The organism is Pseudomonas sp. WHRI 8519 (assembly GCF_040224055.2).
Taxonomy (GTDB): domain Bacteria; phylum Pseudomonadota; class Gammaproteobacteria; order Pseudomonadales; family Pseudomonadaceae; genus Aquipseudomonas; species Aquipseudomonas putida_X.
In genome coordinates, this window is record NZ_CP167996.1 from 5,314,316 (window position 1) to 5,330,806 (window position 16,491).

Consider the following 16,491-nt stretch of genomic DNA (forward strand, 5'->3'; position numbering starts at 1 on the left):
CGGTGCAGGGGGCGCCTAGTGCGTGCGCCAAGTTTACCAACGGGTTCCTACGCCCTGTCACGAAATTTTCCGCGACAGGAGAAATTTATCTCCGTAACCATAGAAGGGCAAGGTTGGATAATGTGGGAAAAGTCATCGATTCTCGTAGGAAGCGATCAAAAACTGGCAGTTGCAGTTAAATACGGTTTGTGTGGAAGCTGTACCAAGTTGGCGAACCAATAAGAAGGCACCCGGTAGACCCGAGGATCTCCCACGCACGGCGGCGGTTACACGAGACGCTAGAACACGTCGGTTGGCCGACTGGTGCCCACCACCAGCTGTAGTGATGCGAGGATCCTGGATAGGCTTAGGGTAAGCATGCATGAGGTCCTTTTCGGTTAGAACACCACGCTGACCGTCGCCAAACGGTTAGAGTGGCAGCTGTACGCAGGTTGGCGAACCGAGGAAAAGGAACCCGGCAGACGCGAGGGTCTCCCACGCACAGCCGCCATGACATGAAACGGCGCCCCCAAAAAGCAAATGCAGTGGGTCTTCACTGATTGCCGTGGAAGTGGCGAATTTGGGAGTGCGTGCCGAGGCCCTTTGAGGCGCCCCGTAGATATGCGCCGCGCCGGCGATTGCGCGAGAATCCGCACCGCCCGGGACTTTCAGCCCCTGATTACCTTTAACCAACTATTAGTAATTTCACAGTCAAAAGCCGCCGGGTCGAAGATATCCCCATGCCATTCCATCATGGCCCCCCTCCCATCCCATCGCGCCTTTGATCACTGAATGCAATCTGCCCAAGGTGATGTTTTCCGGCACCGCCACGCGGCGCCAGATAGCTGGCTCGACATATTTCAATTCATGTGCAGCAACAACAGGTTTGCTGCAGGTTTGAGTGAGCGAACAGCTTTGACCATGAGGGCGGCCACCTCGCAGTGTGGATAGGGTGAAAGAACCGCTTCAAGGGGGCAGTTTATCGAACCGATTGATCGGGTGTGCGGCGATGTGCTTCAAGGTATGGTTAAAAAGGTTTCGCGGCTTGTCAGGGATGGGTGAGCGACTCGGGAGGCTCAGTGTGATGGGCTAAGCTGTGATCCTCTAGGATTGAGGTCTCAGTATGCAATGCCACGTTCGTCCGGCCACCAGCAGAGATGCAGCAGCGATTAGCCGTGTAGTTCTAGCCGCCCTGCGTGAGTCAAATTCCCAAGACTACGCGCCCGATGTGATCGCTCAGGTTGAGCGCAGTTTTGCTCCTGAGGTCGTCACCGCGCAACTTGCTACGCGCAGGGTTTTCGTAGCCCTGCTGGGCGAAAAAATCATCGGCACTGCTGGGCTCGATGGTGATGTCGTCAGAAGTGTTTTCGTCGATCCAGCTCACCAAAAAGGCGGGATTGGTCGGCATTTGATGGATGTCATTCATGCAACCGCTGCCCACGCCGGCATTGTGGCTGTACGTGTGCCATCGTCGATTACTGCTGAAGGGTTCTATGCCGCGTTGGGGTATCAGAAAATCCGCGACGAGTTTCATGGGGCGGAGCGCACCATCGTTATGGAAAAACGGCTCTAGGCTCTGTACGGAGAGAGGTGGCAAGCAGCGCGCGCAAGCCAGTGAGACCATGGCGGCGGCAAAGTCACCTTCAAGCGGGCGCTCAAGCAAATCGTGAACGCGCTCATTGATCTCCCCAGCCAGCTGAGATACCTGGCTTTGAGGGATGCCGGTCATGCTCATGACCTTGACTAGCCCGCCTACCGAGCGTGTTGAAAAGCCTTGGATGTAGGCCTCCCTGAAGACCCACCGGCATCGTTTTCTCAGCAGTGCGTCGGGGCTCAAGGAAACCAGAAGAATAGCTGCCCTGGCGCAGGCCTTCGACAGACGGGTTTCATCGTGTCGCGCAGCCTGTGGCCCTCTGATTGCCACTCCTGAGAGTATAAGATGCGGGGTTCGCATGAGACCGAGTGAATCTCGGCCCAAGCAGGATCAAATCAACAGCTCGTAGCTGGAAAGGTGCTTGACGATTTCTGGGAGACGTTGCTTAAGCAGGGTATCTAGTAGCTCGCGAGGCGTGTACCTAGGATTTTTCAAAGAGGCGCGCTGCTTTTGGACTGCCTCGAGCACAGCTGCTTGGTCTAGGTCCCAGATGTCAGAAAGAAAGACATCGGGATGCAAAGCCTCGATCTCAAAGCGCATCAGGATCTCAGCGGGGAAATCCTTGAGATTGTATGTGACGATGACCGATGCACCGCATTTGATTGCAGCGGCCAAGACATGCCGATCATCTTCGTCAGGAAGGTCAAGCCCTTGTATCAACGGCTCGTAGTCGTTCACAAGACAATCAGGTACTGCCCGGTTCATGGCTTCAACAGTACGATCAAGCTGAGCTTTTGTCAGGTCAGAACGATTTTTCAGCACATTTCGCGTCCACTCCTCATGGATCTGCCCGGACCAGCGCGCACGATACGCGCCGGTCAAGGCCAGGTGCATCAGCAAATCACGCAGAGGTGCTGGATACAGCACACAGGCGTCATAGATAACAGTGAACGGTGAATGCCTCATTAATAGCCCATATTAAGCGCTTGGGCTTGTGCAGCCAGTTCTTCCATGGCGGCTTGGCTCGCTCTGTCACGGTCGGCTTTGTAGGCCATGATATCGGTGAACTTGATGCGACGGTGGCTGCCGGTTTTTGTGTGTGGAATCTGACCCTCGTCCAGCAGCTTGACAAGATGCGGACGCGAGACGTTGAGCATGTCGGCGCCTTCTTGGGTAGTCAGTTCTGCGTGGATCGGCACCACCTTCACGGTGTTGCCTAAGGCCAGTTCGTTAAGTATGTCCCCGAGCAGTCTAAGAGCGAACGTTGGTAGCTCAACGGTTTGGCGTTGCTGGGCTTCATCAACCAGTTCAATACGCTGAGTATCCAGCTTCGTCGAAACGAAAGCAGCAATCTGGCGGCTTGATTCAGTAGCCGCGGCGATCGCTTTCTCATCTGGAAGGATGCTTCGAGCGAGATCGGCGGTGGTCATGATGTATCTCCACAAGCGATTTGAAATTCCTGGCGTCTCATACGGCAGGTAGAGATTTTATAATCGAAATAAACGAAAATCGCAACAAACGAAATAAACGAAACACAGCGATGTGCTGGCCTAAGCATAGCCGTGAGCTAGTGACCGGTCGCCCACAGCCCCTCGGCCGTTACTCCCGCTGAGACTGAAAAGCAAGTGCCCGCTCCGAAGCGGTCTCCAGGAAATAAAGGGATACACAGAGCCCCACTAGGCCAAGGCGCTACTCGATGGGACCATGCTGACCGCACTGCGGTATGACGGCCTCCGCCGACCCGAGAGGAAGCTTCTCTACTGCAGATCAGCGCTAGTCAGGAGCGTGGCGGTTTTCACCATCTGCGCATCCGAGAGGGAGGGAGGGAGGGAGGGAGGGAGGGAGCTGGACAACCTACCCTTGCACCAATTAGCAGGCATACCCTACCGACCAGCGCTGCGACTTGTGTTGATGCCACTCCAGCGCAAGGCTTTTGAACGTGTTGCCACGAGAGATTGCCGCCTGCGTTCGCGCAACCTTCCGTTCAAGTCTAGGATGCCGCCCCTGCGCCACAAGTGGGCGAGACTCGGAAGCAAGCTACCGCGCCTGTGCAAGGGTTACCTTGCCGACTGTGCCAAGGGAAATGTGAGATTGCTTGGCATCCAGACGGAAGCGAAAGCGCCAGGACTTGCCGCCTGCCGCGCGAATCCATAGAAAAAGGCCACCGCCATCCGCAAGGCCGTAGTTCCTCTCACGTGGTGCAGCATTCTTAACCTGCAAAGCCGTCAAAGGCATGATGAGTACCCATAGATTATTGAACTAACCTAAGGTGCTCGGATATGTACTCACACGATAAGCGCTGGGATGACACCGGATGGCACTGCATGAAACAAGAAGCCCGCACTAGGCGGGCTTCAAAGGGGTGTCATGCGACTGCTTGGCAGTGCATGAACCTATAGACTGGTGCGGAGACAGGAATCGTATCACAATATAACGTATTGAATTTTATAGATATTATTGATAATAGCCAATATCTGTATCCCTAAAATTATCCCCAGGCTAGTCCAGAATGCGGATCGCCGTAAGAAAAGCCCTTTCATGGTTTAACGGATATTTGCCCCTGTGCGTGGCTCTTGTAGCCCAGTCGACTACAAGCGCGCGACTCAGTCAGCGGAAGCTCACATGCTTCGCAGCTTAGATACTTTTCACACAGATGAGATGAGACTACGAAACACAGCTCTGCTGTGAGTACTTCAACTGCCCCCATCCACCACTGTTCGCTTTTGGCAGCTACCGGCCAAAAGCGAACAGTGGACCATCGCTGAGCTAGCCCGTATTTTGCAGATTTAGGGCGGGGGCTAGGCTCAATGGTTGGCGTCCCACATTTTGAGCAGCGTATTGCTATTTTGACAGGATACTCCTACGTAGCCTCGACTATGCCAAACACGCCCTACGTCTCAACTGCCTTAACTAATGCTCGTTGGTTACGCCTTGCGCGGGTCGACGGCAGCTAGACGCCTGCATGGCATTTTGATAGCCTCAAACAGGCTTTCTACACGGAAGCAAAGCGGCTCGGGCCAATACAATACCCGGCTAAAAGAGCTTCTTCGCCACAATTCGCAGTTTCTGGACATGGATGCGGATACCAGAATGAGCATCGGCCTCCTTGAGCTGCAGCTACAAAACATGGAGTTCCCGATTGCGCGCTGATACTCAAGTACAAGAAATCTTGTCTAAATGTGACATCCTCAAGCGAGCAGGCTTGTGGCCGCCCGAGCCCAAGCTACGTCCTCGGGCTTGGCTCAGAAATTTTGACGACTCAGACGTCCACATTGCCGCTTTTCTTTTAGATAAGTTCACTTTCTACAACAAAGCACTCACTGACGCACTATTGGTTGCCTCTTATAATTCAATTGGTGATGGAATGGCTAAGGGGCCATCGGCTCCCTGTGGCTCGAAACTTGTTGCGAGTATCAGTTCAGCGGTCTTGACACCAGTAAGAGGGGAAACCCCCAACCCTACTGACTCCGGCTACTTTCTATGTCGCAGCGCCCGGCAGCTACTGCACCTGAATGACAGCTTCATAGTGGAGTCTGACGCTGCACTTGACCATGCGTATGCGGGTGGTACGGTGATCTTCATTGATGATTTTGTCGGATCTGGGGATCAGTTTGTCTCGACGTGGAATATGCTGGACAAGCAGAAAAGATCATTTGCAGACGCTCAATCAAAAAACAACTTCACTGCTATATACGTGACCCTAGTAACAACAGACTTCGGACTTATTAATATAAACGGTTGCGCTCCTTCTGTTGCGGTCTGCGCCACACACATACTGGAGAAAAAATCCACTCTAGAAGGCGTGATGGATTCAAACCCCAGTTGGAAAGCACCCATCATGCAATTTTTAGCAAAATATACGCCTCGACTTACGCCGACAGAAATTTACATCGCTAGAAACAAAGACTACCTAATGTTTGGATACAAGAATCGAGGCCTTATGTTCGGCTTTGAACATTCAATACCTGACGCCACCCTACCGATCTTTTGGTCACCAGGGCGAGACAACTGGGAGCCCCTAATTGAGCGAACATAATTCCGCAGGTGTCCTAAGACAACTTTTTGGTGATAATCGGGCAGAGTGGCCATCTGCCAATTTTAAAGAATTATTTGTCAAGCCGGCTTACCTTGGAAAACTCGAGGTAATGCGTCCTTGCTTCTTGGTTGGGGGACGCGGAACAGGGAAGACAACAGCATTACAATCATTACGATACGACTCAATGCTGGAGCGCCTAGAAGGTAGCGGTCAATCCTTCGAAGACCAAGAGTACTTAGGCGTACTTGTTCGAATGAACAAGAATCGGGTTCGTGCTTTTTCAGGTAGCGGCATCGAAGAAGAAAGATGGGCAAAATTATTTGCACATTACTTCAACCTATCAGTCTGTAGCGAAATGGTTAATCTAGCACTCTGGCTGGAAACTAAGAAGGGCTTAAGGCTGCAGCCTGAGCACTTGGAGACAATCACACTAGAGCTAGGTTTAGAATGCTGCGAAACGCTTGATCAACTGAAAATATTGATAAAGAAGGCAATTTCAGCGCTACAACTTCAAGTTAACAACCCTATGAAGGACCTCGGGATTACCCTGTCAATGGCGGAGTCCCCCCTACGAACTTTTGCCGAAGCAATCCAGTCTCAACACTTGCTAGATAATAGAGTAATATTTTGCTGCATCGATGAATACGAAAATCTTTTAGATTATCAACAAGCGATACTTAACACATACATAAAACATGCTGAACCACCACTATCTTACAAAGTCGGAGTCCGAAAAAATGGACTAAGAAACAGACAAACCTTAGATGGACAAGATTTGCTGCGTGTACCAGACGACTGCCTTGAAATTGAAATCGCTGACGAAGGCTTCGATTTCTTCGCTAAAGCAGTTGCAGAGTTGAGACTGAAATACGCACAAGGCGTTGGCGCGCAGATTTCTGACAACCTTCGCGACTTCTTGCAGGAATTGTCGCTTGCTGATGAGGCAGTCGTTTTAGGAGCAGATCGGGTCGCTACTGCAGTGCTCGACGAACTTAAAACCAACAAGAATTACGGTTATTTCAGTCAAAAGTCCCAAGCTGAGCTGTCCTTTCTTAAGTACTGGCAACAAAGCGAAGGAGGCTCATTAGAGGAATTAGCAAATGACTGGTTTGAGAATGAGGCCGAATGGAAAACCAGACTAGGTAATCACGGCTATGCCAGCCTTTTTTGGCTTTCAAAAGGCAGAAAAGGCGCGAGGATTAGAAAATACTATTGTGGTGAACGGACGCTGCTCTCACTCGCAGCTGGAAACATACGTTATTTCTTGGAACTGATAGATACCGCGATCGGTTACCAGCTAGATGAGGAGGGAGCTACCCAGCAGCCCCTGATTATTTCCGCAAAATCTCAAACTCTCGCAGCTAGAGAAGTTGGAAAGAGACGCCTCAATCAGTTAGAGGGGCTAGCAGACCATGGTGTACAGCTCAAGCGCCTCGTTCTAGCTATAGGTAAAGTGTTCTTCGAACTTGCGAGAGAACCAAGCGGTAAAACCCCTGAAGTTACATCCTTTGTCCTATCAGGTAACCAGTCGGAAACAGCTAAGATTCACTGCTTGCTGCAAGAAGGCGTCGGTCATCTCGCATTCGAGTCAGCACCCAGAACAAAATCCACCAGCAGCGTCGAACTCAGAGATGACGAATACCGCCTGCACAGAATCTTCAGCGCATTCTTTGAGATCTCACATCGTAAAAAAAGACGTATGTCTATCGAAGCCTCGACCTTAATAAGTGTACTGGAAGATCGTCCTGCACGAGCAATTTCTGCACTTCTTGATGAAAGACCCCAGACGACGGAAGATGATCTGCCTGAGCAGTTGGCACTTTTTTCTGCGTTTTATGATGACGGGCAAAAAAAATGACCACACTGCCTTTGCCGTCGCTCCACACTAAGCGTTTCAAAACCTTCACGATCAATGATTTAAAGCCGGAAGAGACCATAATCCTCGCCGGTGACTTGGCGGAGAATAGGGACAGGCTCGAAGCATGGGAAGAAGTCCAGCGAACTTCTCCTGAGCGAATCGTTTCGATCAAAAGCTTAGATGAAGAGACAATAGCCGTACATCATAAAAACCAAGAAGTACGAATCTCACTTAGAGACGAAGACTCTATCAACTCTATTTTTACTTCTCAAAATTTCTTAATTGATGTAACGGGCTTCCCCCACAACGTATGGGCGCCACTATTCAAAAGTGCATACACCCAAAAAATCAACACACGCTTGATGTACGTTGAACCAGAGTCTTATACCCCTCATCCCAGCCCAGCATCCTCTGCCATTTTTGATTTGAGCGTCACATTTGGTGGATTGGCTCCATTGCCAGGCTTCGCACAACTTGCGGGGCCAGATGACGAAGACAGGTGTCTATTCATAGCAATGCTGGGCTTTGAGGGTAATCGCCCTGAACACCTCGCTGCGCAGCTAGACCCGGTTCCGAAAGTCATCCCTGTGGTTGGGGCTCCGGGCTTTCAACTTGAGTACCCAGCTTTTACGGTCGGTTGCAACCGGATGTTCCTGGATGAGTACAAAGCCCATTCGGAGGTCAGATATGCTCGTGCAAGCTGTCCATTCGCGGCATTCGAAGCACTGACCAAGATACGTAGAGATTACCCCGAGCATTATATATACTTAGCGCTTGTCGGCACCAAGCCGCACGCTATAGGATCTGTACTATTCGCGATGAAACATGCCGAAACGACCGAAATTTTGTTCGATCATCCCGTTAAAAAAAGTGGACGAACGTCAGGGGTGGGGATAGTCCATGTCTACGATTTTGAGGACTTCCATGCCTATTGATTTGGATAGGTACTACACGCCGGAAGACGTTGCGGTTAGCGCCCTAGAGCGCGGCACGTTTCCATTTGTGCCTAAGGTGTGTGCCGACTCTACGTGTGGGTCAGGGCGGCTTCTAGATGCCGCGAACGCGGTCTTTGGATCAGTAGAATCTATTGGAATTGACCGTGATGCGGAAGCGATCAGCCAGCTACGGCTGAGAAGGCCTGACTGGCATTTGTCTGTAGGTGACTTGCTCCACCCCAGCACCAGCGAGACCACGTATTGGCGGCCGCCTGTCGACTTGCTAGTCCTAAACCCACCATTCAGCCACGGGCATAAGAAATTCGTAGATATCCAGTTTTTGGGCAAAAAAATGAGAGGAAGCATCGCCATGGCTCACCTCCTGCGAAGCTTTGAATTGTTTCAGCCCAGTCTGGGAGCCATCGTTATAGCGCCAGAATCTCTTTTATATTCTGAAACTGATCAGGACGCTCGACAAGCGCTTGCGGAGGACTATCAACTTACAAAATTGACAGACTTGCAACGATGTACTTTTCGTGGCGCTAGGGTTCAAGCATCCGTCGTCCAGATTTTACCTGGAGGCCATCAGCAGTCTCATCAAGAAATCAGGTATTACAATGGTCTTATCCAGACCAAAATCGTTCGTGGCAGCCTTCCAGTGCACCTGAGCGTCTCTGACCCCTCTGGAGTACCCTTCATACACTCCACAGATCTTAAGAACATTGCAGTTGCTGGCAAATTTGAGGGTCTATCCAAGACTCGCAATGTGGCTAAAGGAAGGACAAAAGGGTGGGTCGTTTTAGTCCCTAGAGTAGGGCTCCCGGACTGTCAGGCCGTAAAAGCGATTAAGTTGGATTGCACTGTACAACTCTCAGACTGTGTAATCGCCCTGGAATTCTCGACAAAGGCGGTGGCAATCAAAGCGGAGAAACGGATTCACTCTCGCTGGCCTGAATTTAAGGGCCTCTACCGAGGTACAGGCGCTCGTTATATAACTATGGCAAGACTGAATCTTTGGCTTTCTACTATCGGAGTCTCCCCTGACCCTATGTTGAACTGCTAAAATCGCATCAACTTAGAGCAATTAAAATGCGCTGCATCAATCTAGAACAAGGTATGGAACCCCGCTAGAGAGGCAGCTTCAATGATCAGAAGCGCCTTCCTAACTCTCATGCACTACTGCGCTTTATTCGTCATCCAAACCTCCGGAGAGCGACGCATGAGTCATTCTCTCCATGAAGGTATTTCTTTTTCATAATTGAAGGATGAAAAGTTTTTAATCATACTTCAATGTGGCCCTTCGCGAGCAGTAGCACTCAACCCAGTCAATTTGCAAGACTCTAGCCTGATGTAACCATAGTGCTTATACCGATGTTCCCTGCAAGCGTGGTCGATTGGCTATAGACCATCATAAATCATCCATACGATTCAGACGGATTCCTTCTTATAAAACTAGTGCACAGCCCCATCATTCATGCTGGCTTTTTAATGGATATTCCTCTCCTGTTACCTCCTTATAAATAGCAGACACTACTTTGTAAGCTTCTGTACGATCAGGGATTTCGTAGTTATCCTTTGGTTCTATATGGCTAGTCTCTTCGGTAGCTTGCAATATAAACGTCAACAGAGCCATTACAGATCGCCTAAATTTAGCACCTGGATCAGTTACCTCATTTACCCCATGAAACTTTAGCTTGTTGCACAGCTTGACAACTTCAGAATACTCAAACTCCAATGGCAAAGCACTATGCGCAAAAATATTTCTGATACCACGAATAGTATGCAGATCCGTTCTTGCATTTACAGGCAGAAGACCTAATAAGTACGAGAAATTAATCCTCGACGAGAACGTCCCAAGCGCACCATTAAAATCAAATACTTGAGAAACAATAGTCTTATTATTTACCAGCCTTGCTTCCAACAAGCTCTTAAGGCGATCATCAAGAAACGCCGCAGACATCAACACCGATCCTCTAGCAGTTTCTTGGGTAATGGAGCTTCGGAAATTCATAATCTCTTGCGCACGCCTAGCTATAGCCGGGTCTAGCTCCGTCAACAGTTCATCAGTAATCGCTCTAACTCGCTTCAAGATTGACTCAGCTTCAGTATTAGTAATGGCGGTTTTCTCTTGATCCGTCATATAGCTCTCATCTCAGGCGCAAAATTAATAAACTACTCTTCCACACATAAATCGAAACAACTTACTATAAAAACAACCAAATTGGAAGCACCTACTCACAAACAAAAAATCTTCTAACCACCTCGCACCTTAATGACCCAACCACTTCCGAATGGCTTACACCCAATACTAGCCAGCAAGCAAATTATTGCTTCCAAATAAATTATAATTGCAGATAACTGCATGCGCTATACCCCTATTATCATTAATTGCCTGGACATCGCGACAGGAATATTAGGATCAAATCCAGTTGACCGTGATTTTCAAGATAAGATCTTTTCTTTGAGCTTGAAGGCCCACGACTTTTCTAAACGACGAGCTAGCAAACGTACGGTCAACAGGTAGTAATAGCGCGTTGCATCGCTGTGTCGATTTAGGCGATGTTCGATGAACCAAGTCACATGCTTTCTCCGCCATTCCCACGGTGTCTCTTGCTGCCAGCGCTCTGCGATCTCAGCTTGGATAATTTTTGCCTGTCGTAGATGGCGTTGCCGTGTTGCATGCGAGCCGGTCAACACTCCAGCCAAGAACAGTTCCATATCGAATGGCTTATTCATGGCCTTCCCCCTATGTAGGCAGCCACTACATCGATCCGACCGTGCCCAAGCTCATAGCTGATTTTCCTCCTGGCCTCACGATCAAAGCGCCGATCAACCTGACAAAGCTCACCCCCATTGATCGGCGCACGGTGACCTGTGATCCGCTCATAGCGCTCACACGCATACGTTGCTCGTAGCTCATGGAAGCCTTTGAGGTTGTGTGCATGTAGGATGTCCCGCGCAGGGCGGATGATTTCTTGCAGAACATTCAGGTAGCTTTCATGTGGCGCAATCAGGTTTCGACTACCTCCGGGCGACACCTGCTGTGCAAATCCAAGCGCGCTCTGAACATGTTCGTCCACACCAATCCAGCGTGGAGCCGAGGCACCGGCGCGACCACCTTTGGTACCATCCTGAATATTAATCCTGCCTAGCTCTTTAGCCTCACGACTTAGCCGTGGTAGGTCTGCCAGGATTCCCTCACGTAAGCGCATGCCGGTGGCTCGCGCCAACAGAACGATCGCGGCGGCCCGCAGATGATCACGACTGCAAAGTGCTTCGACGATCTGCTTAACCTGTTCGCGGTCTTGGCCCTGAGGCACCGAGTGTCGAACCCCGGTGCGCTGCATATCCAATGCCTTGCTCGGACTGCGCAATGTCACATACTGATCACCGCGAAGCGCCGCCATGGTCCTATTAACGCTGGATAGGCGGTTTTGTGCGGTGCTGACCGCAAGGTCACCGCGCCTAACCACGTCGCGTAGATACGCCGCATAGTCCGCCAACACTTTCCGATCAATCTGCCGCGCATCATTGATACCCGGCCCCTGTTCTGAGCGGCACCATTTCGCGAATGCCTGCCACCGATCACAGTGTGCCTTCACCGTGCCGTAGTGACCGCCGCCGAACATGTCTTTCAGCGCCTGCGGCCCCGCGTAGCTCAATTGCCTGCCGTAGCCGAAATTACGACCATCGCGTCTACCCACGAATGCCATGTCAGTCACCTCCTCTACCGTTCTCCGATCCTCGCCCCACGTCATCCCGCCAAGAATGTTGAGTGTTATCAGGGATCAAGGCCCCTGCGACCTGTGGGGAATGTCCTCTACGCGGGACTGGCGGCTCCTTACGTCCGGGAGCAAGGGCATCTCATGATCTGACCTCCTGAGCACCGTTACCGATGGGCGGGTGGAGGCAGCATTGGCTGACGAAACCAGTACCTGAAGATCCTGAGCCAGGTGCAAGCAGCAATGCGATGACCGGGGCATGCCTAACTGTCAGTCAGGTGCAGTCCATTCCCTGGTCTGCGGCACCATCATCTACAAGGCTGTTGCTGGTGACATCGGCGTTTGTCACGCCGATTGTCACGAGGGGAATTGCCGCAAAGCCATGTGCGATAAGGGCTACAGCAGTTTTAGGAGCGCCCGTCTCTTTCCAGAAGAAAGAGACGGGCACAGGTTGGCGCAATAGTCGGCCAATCGGATAGGTTGCTGCAGGGCAGCGCAATAGAAAGTGTCGTCTGGCGCACGAGGGCCATGAAATGTAGTTGGCATCCATCACCGGGGAGGTGCCGGGCGAGCTGCCGGACGCGAATCGCCATTTGGGGGGAGAACCACCGCGGGAGCGGCGTGACCTTCAAGGTTCGGGCCACCTGGGTTGCTGTCATCGACAGCGCTTGCACGGCCAGTTCTACGCCTGTGGATAAACCCGGTCAAGGATCGAAATTCAGCGCTATTGAGGACGTTGAAAGCGGTTATCCACCGGTGGAATTGAGTGGTAAATCCGGGACAACGTCGTGGCTTTTAGCTCTTCAAAGTGAGGTCCATCCAAACAGGGCGGCTTTGCAGCCCTGTTTGGATGGACCTCACTTTGAAGAGCAGCCCGCACCGATCTCGCAGGCTCACCCGCGATTGAATGCGCCATGACTATTCGGCAAGGCGGTGACGTTGTCGCCGACCGGGTGGGCAAACTCATGCGGGGTGACATGGCCCGATCTGTTGGCATCGATGTAGTTACTCCACCACGCCATGATCAACCGACGCTGCTCCAGAAGTTGGGCCTTGTGGATGTAAGCAGCGCGCACGCGGTTACGCTCCTGATGGCTCATCTGCCGCTCAATCGCCGCGTCCGTCCACAGCCCTGATTCGAGCAAGGCACTACAAGCCATGGTCCGGAAACCATGCCCGCACACGTCCTTGGTCGTGTCGTAGCCCATAGTGCGCAGCACCTGGTTAAGCGTATTCTCCGACAAGGGTTTCCAGGACCTGTGATCACCGGGCAACACGAGTTCAGAGAAGCGATTCAAGCTGCGCAGCCGTTCAAGGATCTCGATGACTTGAGGCGACAGCGGCACTATCTGAATGTGCCCACTCATCTTGGTCCCGCGCGTGGAATAGCGGACGCCTTCAATCGGCTTACGGGTATCGGGAATTTCCCACATCGCCCGTTGCAGATCGAATTCATCCCACCGGGCGAAGCGCAGTTCGCTGGAGCGCACGAACACATGCAGCGTCAGCAGCACTGCGAGCCGGGTCAGCTCGCGACCGGTGTAATTGTCGATTCGGCTCAACAACTCAGGAAGACGGTTCAGCGAGAGTGCAGGACGATGCACGGTGCGCGGCGCTTGAATCGAGCCGGCCAGATCGAGCGCCGGATTTTGAGTGATCTGCCGCGCCCGCTTCGCACCCCGCATGATCGTGGATAGATAGTTCTGCACACGCAGCGCTACATCCAAGGTGCCGCGATCCTTGATTCGTTGGGTGACCTCAAGGAGATCATGAGTGTCGAGCTCAGCGATAGGCCGCTGGCCAATCAGCGGAAACACATGGGTGCGCAACCTGCTCAGCACCGTCTTGGCGTGACCCTCGGTCCAGCGCCGGGACATTTCGACGTGCCACTCCAGGGCAACGGTTTCAAAGAGAAGGCTCGCCCGCTGGGCTGCGATCTTGGCCTTCTGCTTTTCTTCCATCGGATCAAGGTTGTCGAGCAACAAAGCCTTGGCCTCATCACGCTTGGTCCTCGCGACGGCCAACGAAACGATGGGGTACTTGCCGATGATCAGCGTGCCTTCCTTGCCACTGGGTTTGAAATACCGCAGCCGCCAAGTCTTCCAGCCACAGGGCGTGACGTACAGGTACATACCCCCGCCGTCGAACAGTTTGTAGGCGCGATCACGCGGTTTGGCCGTGCGGCATTTGAGGTCGCTGAGCGGAATGGCTAGCCGTGGCATAGGGGTACGTTCTCCATTCAGGAAAGACGCTGTACCCCAAAAATACCCCTGGTTATTGGGGATTTAGTTGGTTACCGACGGAGGGTCGTGGAAACGAAAAACCGGCCATAAGGCCGGTTTAGAGGGCTTCCAAAGCATTCAGCGGAATGCAGTGGAGCTGGATGTGGTGCCGGAGACAGGAATCGAACCTGCGACCTTCGCGTTACGAGTGCGCTGCTCTACCGACTGAGCTACACCGGCGTGTAGCGCAACGTACCACTGCCGCAGCCGTTACGCAAACGCCTGTTTCGCCTAACTTATTCCCCTACCCTCAGGCCCCTTTGCAGCCACTGGGCGCCAGGTCTTCCTCGATGTTGGTGGTGCAGCGCCAGCCGGCAGCCGAACGCGTCAGGGTGAGGGCTTTGCCCACCACGTTGGCCGGTGCATCCACCAGGGTGCAGACGATGCTCGCGCTGCCGTCGGCAGCTTTGCCGGCGGCGGTGATCGCGCAATGCGCGGTGGCGGGCTGGCCGCCCAGTGCGGCTGCATCGGCCACATCTTTCCCTTCATTCAAGCGCAGGTCCATCGCTGCCTTCAGCGCGCTGATCTCCAGCAAACCGGCAGCCGCCTTGGTGCGTGACTGGTGGTTGGTGTACATCGGGATGGCGATGGTCGCCAGGATGCCGATGATCGCGACGACGATCATCAGTTCGATCAGGGTGATACCGCGTTGCCCTTTCATGAACGGATTCCTTTTTGATACGCGTGTTCGTTGGGGTCAGGCTCGACCCGGCTGGCAGCGGCGCAGTAGGCCTGAACAGACACCTTTTGTCACCCCTGCCTGCCGGGGCGTCACCTTCGCTGAACTACTCTAGTGAGCATCGCCAATGCGCGCCCCTTCATGGACACGGCAAGCTGTTTCCAGGCTTGTCGCTCGGGCAGAAAAGGACCTTTGCATGAACCATTCAACACAGCTGTACGCCTGGCAGGGCACCGATGCCAATGGCGCGGCAGTGCGCGGGCAGATGGCTGGGCGCAGCCCGGCCTATGTGCGGGCCGGGCTGCAGCGCCAGGGCATTCGCGTTGCCAGTTTACGGCCCGCTGGCGGGCTGGCATGGCGCTGGCCTGAACGTCGGGTGAAAAGCGACCCGGCGGGTTTCAGCCGGCAGTTGGCTACGTTGCTGAAGGCGGGTGTACCGCTGCTGCAAGCCTTTGAGGTGATGGGCCGCAGTGGGTGCAGCGCGGGGCAGGCGGCGTTGCTGGAGCGTTTGCAACAGGATGTCGCGGCGGGGTTGGGGTTGGCGGACGCGTTGCAGCGCCACCCGCAGTGGTTCGACGGGCTGTACTGCAACCTGGTACGGGTGGGTGAGCAGTCCGGCACGCTCGACCGGCAGCTCGAGCAACTGGCGGGTATGCTGGAGCAGCGCCAGGTACTGCTCAAACGGGTGCGTAAGGCGATGCTGTATCCCCTGCTGCTGTTGCTCACGGGCTTGGGCGTGTCGGCGGTGCTGTTGCTGGAGGTGATTCCGCGCTTTGAAAGCCTGTTTAGCGGCTTTGATGCTGGGCTGCCGGCGTTCACGCAATGGGTCATCGACTTGTCCACAGGGCTGGGCCGCCATGGGCCGCTGCTGTTGATAAGCCTGCTTGGGGTGATGTTGGGTGTGCGCCAGCTGTATCGGCGCCATGCGCCAGCGCGCCTGTGGATAGCTTGCTATGTGCTGCGCCTGCCGGTGTTCGGTCGGCTGCTGGGGCAAGCGGCGCTGGCCCGTTTCGCGCGCAGCCTGGCCACGGCGTATGCCGCTGGGGTTCCGCTGTTGGATGGCCTGGCCACCGTGGCCAGGGCCTGTGGCGGCGAGCTGCACGAACGGGCCGTTTTGCGGCTGCGCCAGGGCATGGCCAATGGGCAAGGGCTGCACCAGGCGATGGCGGCTGAGCCGTTATTCCCGCCGCTGCTGGTACAGCTTACGGCCATCGGTGAATCGAGCGGCACCTTGGACCAGATGCTGGAAAAAGCCGCCAGCCTTTACGAGGACCAGGTCAGCCAGGCGCTGGACCAGTTGACCAGCCTGCTGGAGCCAGCCATCGTGCTGATCCTGGGCCTGCTGGTCGGTGGCCTGGTGGTGGCGATGTACCTGCCGATCTTCCAGTTGGGTAGTTTGATCTGAA

General features: G+C 53.4%; 14 protein-coding genes, 1 tRNA gene and 1 pseudogene. 5 read left to right on the forward strand and 11 right to left on the reverse strand.

Going from position 1 to position 16,491, the window contains the following annotated elements; translation table 11 throughout:
* Nucleotides 1–690 precede the first annotated feature (690 nt).
* Nucleotides 691–810, reverse strand: a complete 120-nt coding sequence (locus tag ABRP30_RS24295) for a hypothetical protein (protein WP_372490508.1) — start codon at nt 808–810, stop codon at nt 691–693.
* Between the two features lie 292 nt (nt 811–1,102).
* On the opposite strand from ABRP30_RS24295, the gene ABRP30_RS24300 reads away from it, so the two are divergent.
* Nucleotides 1,103–1,552 (forward strand): GNAT family N-acetyltransferase, encoded by a 450-nt coding sequence (locus tag ABRP30_RS24300; RefSeq protein WP_267818862.1) that lies wholly within the window; start codon nt 1,103–1,105, stop codon nt 1,550–1,552.
* Nucleotides 1,553–1,612: 60 nt separating this feature from the next.
* On the opposite strand, the pseudogene ABRP30_RS24305 reads toward ABRP30_RS24300, so the two are convergent.
* The 4 genes and pseudogenes from ABRP30_RS24305 to ABRP30_RS24320 form a co-directional block, all read right to left on the reverse strand.
* Nucleotides 1,613–1,847, reverse strand: a pseudogene (locus ABRP30_RS24305) (transposase); the annotation flags it as partial.
* A 116-nt stretch (nt 1,848–1,963) separates the two neighbouring features.
* Nucleotides 1,964–2,539 (reverse strand): PIN domain-containing protein, encoded by a 576-nt coding sequence (locus tag ABRP30_RS24310; protein WP_267818864.1) that lies wholly within the window; start codon nt 2,537–2,539, stop codon nt 1,964–1,966.
* The gene (locus tag ABRP30_RS24315; protein ID WP_267818866.1) at nt 2,539–3,003 is read right to left on the reverse strand and encodes a helix-turn-helix domain-containing protein; all 465 of its coding nucleotides are present in this window, start codon (nt 3,001–3,003) and stop codon (nt 2,539–2,541) included. The genes ABRP30_RS24310 and ABRP30_RS24315 overlap by 1 nt, the downstream gene beginning before the upstream one ends.
* 607 nt (nt 3,004–3,610) lie before the next feature.
* Complete coding sequence (locus tag ABRP30_RS24320) at nt 3,611–3,808, reverse strand: Arm DNA-binding domain-containing protein (RefSeq protein WP_349976612.1); 198 nt, start codon at nt 3,806–3,808, stop codon at nt 3,611–3,613.
* Nucleotides 3,809–4,712: 904 nt separating this feature from the next.
* Here ABRP30_RS24320 and ABRP30_RS24325 point away from each other — a divergent pair.
* From ABRP30_RS24325 to ABRP30_RS24335, 3 genes are read left to right on the forward strand one after another with little or no spacing between them, the layout of a single operon-like run.
* Entirely contained in the window at nt 4,713–5,609 is an 897-nt protein-coding gene (locus tag ABRP30_RS24325; protein ID WP_267818870.1) for a hypothetical protein, read from the forward strand.
* Nucleotides 5,596–7,467 carry a hypothetical protein gene (locus tag ABRP30_RS24330; protein ID WP_267818872.1) on the forward strand — a complete coding sequence of 624 codons (1,872 nt, stop codon included), beginning with the start codon at nt 5,596–5,598 and terminating at the stop codon, nt 7,465–7,467. The genes ABRP30_RS24325 and ABRP30_RS24330 overlap by 14 nt, the downstream gene beginning before the upstream one ends.
* Nucleotides 7,464–8,402: a hypothetical protein gene (locus tag ABRP30_RS24335; protein WP_267818874.1), complete on the forward strand. Its 939-nt coding sequence runs from the start codon at nt 7,464–7,466 to the stop codon at nt 8,400–8,402. Before ABRP30_RS24330 ends, ABRP30_RS24335 begins: the two co-directional genes overlap by 4 nt.
* Nucleotides 8,403–9,870: 1,468 nt before the next feature.
* Here ABRP30_RS24335 and ABRP30_RS24340 read toward each other — a convergent pair.
* The 6 genes from ABRP30_RS24340 to ABRP30_RS24365 form a co-directional block, all read right to left on the reverse strand.
* The gene (locus ABRP30_RS24340) at nt 9,871–10,542 is read right to left on the reverse strand and encodes a hypothetical protein (RefSeq protein ID WP_267818876.1); all 672 of its coding nucleotides are present in this window, start codon (nt 10,540–10,542) and stop codon (nt 9,871–9,873) included.
* Between the two features lie 302 nt (nt 10,543–10,844).
* The gene (locus ABRP30_RS24345) at nt 10,845–11,138 is read right to left on the reverse strand and encodes a hypothetical protein (RefSeq protein WP_267818878.1); all 294 of its coding nucleotides are present in this window, start codon (nt 11,136–11,138) and stop codon (nt 10,845–10,847) included.
* Entirely contained in the window at nt 11,135–12,115 is a 981-nt protein-coding gene (locus ABRP30_RS24350) for an integrase domain-containing protein (protein ID WP_267818880.1), read from the reverse strand. The genes ABRP30_RS24345 and ABRP30_RS24350 overlap by 4 nt, the downstream gene beginning before the upstream one ends.
* 902 nt (nt 12,116–13,017) lie before the next feature.
* Nucleotides 13,018–14,346 (reverse strand): integrase arm-type DNA-binding domain-containing protein, encoded by a 1,329-nt coding sequence (locus ABRP30_RS24355; protein ID WP_267818882.1) that lies wholly within the window; start codon nt 14,344–14,346, stop codon nt 13,018–13,020.
* 164 nt (nt 14,347–14,510) lie between these two features.
* Nucleotides 14,511–14,586: transfer RNA gene (locus ABRP30_RS24360), tRNA-Thr, on the reverse strand.
* Nucleotides 14,587–14,656: 70 nt separating this feature from the next.
* Nucleotides 14,657–15,067, reverse strand: coding sequence for a pilin (locus ABRP30_RS24365; protein WP_349976613.1), 411 nt, complete (start codon nt 15,065–15,067; stop codon nt 14,657–14,659).
* Between the two features lie 214 nt (nt 15,068–15,281).
* Here ABRP30_RS24365 and ABRP30_RS24370 point away from each other — a divergent pair, with 214 nt between their 5' ends.
* The gene (locus tag ABRP30_RS24370) at nt 15,282–16,490 is read left to right on the forward strand and encodes a type II secretion system F family protein (RefSeq protein ID WP_349976614.1); all 1,209 of its coding nucleotides are present in this window, start codon (nt 15,282–15,284) and stop codon (nt 16,488–16,490) included.
* Nucleotide 16,491: the final 1 nt, after the last annotated feature.

Coding starts and splice junctions, on each gene's coding strand:
- ABRP30_RS24315 (WP_267818866.1), bottom strand. CDS start 3,003: ATGACCACCGCCGATCTCGCTCGAAGCATCCTTCCAGATGAGAAAGCG.
- ABRP30_RS24350 (WP_267818880.1), bottom strand. CDS start 12,115: ATGGCATTCGTGGGTAGACGCGATGGTCGTAATTTCGGCTACGGCAGG.
- ABRP30_RS24370 (WP_349976614.1), top strand. CDS start 15,282: ATGAACCATTCAACACAGCTGTACGCCTGGCAGGGCACCGATGCCAAT.
- ABRP30_RS24345 (WP_267818878.1), bottom strand. CDS start 11,138: ATGAATAAGCCATTCGATATGGAACTGTTCTTGGCTGGAGTGTTGACC.
- ABRP30_RS24310 (WP_267818864.1), bottom strand. CDS start 2,539: ATGAGGCATTCACCGTTCACTGTTATCTATGACGCCTGTGTGCTGTAT.
- ABRP30_RS24340 (WP_267818876.1), bottom strand. CDS start 10,542: ATGACGGATCAAGAGAAAACCGCCATTACTAATACTGAAGCTGAGTCA.
- ABRP30_RS24300 (WP_267818862.1), top strand. CDS start 1,103: ATGCAATGCCACGTTCGTCCGGCCACCAGCAGAGATGCAGCAGCGATT.
- ABRP30_RS24335 (WP_267818874.1), top strand. CDS start 7,464: ATGACCACACTGCCTTTGCCGTCGCTCCACACTAAGCGTTTCAAAACC.
- ABRP30_RS24320 (WP_349976612.1), bottom strand. CDS start 3,808: ATGCCTTTGACGGCTTTGCAGGTTAAGAATGCTGCACCACGTGAGAGG.
- ABRP30_RS24355 (WP_267818882.1), bottom strand. CDS start 14,346: ATGCCACGGCTAGCCATTCCGCTCAGCGACCTCAAATGCCGCACGGCC.
- ABRP30_RS24365 (WP_349976613.1), bottom strand. CDS start 15,067: ATGAAAGGGCAACGCGGTATCACCCTGATCGAACTGATGATCGTCGTC.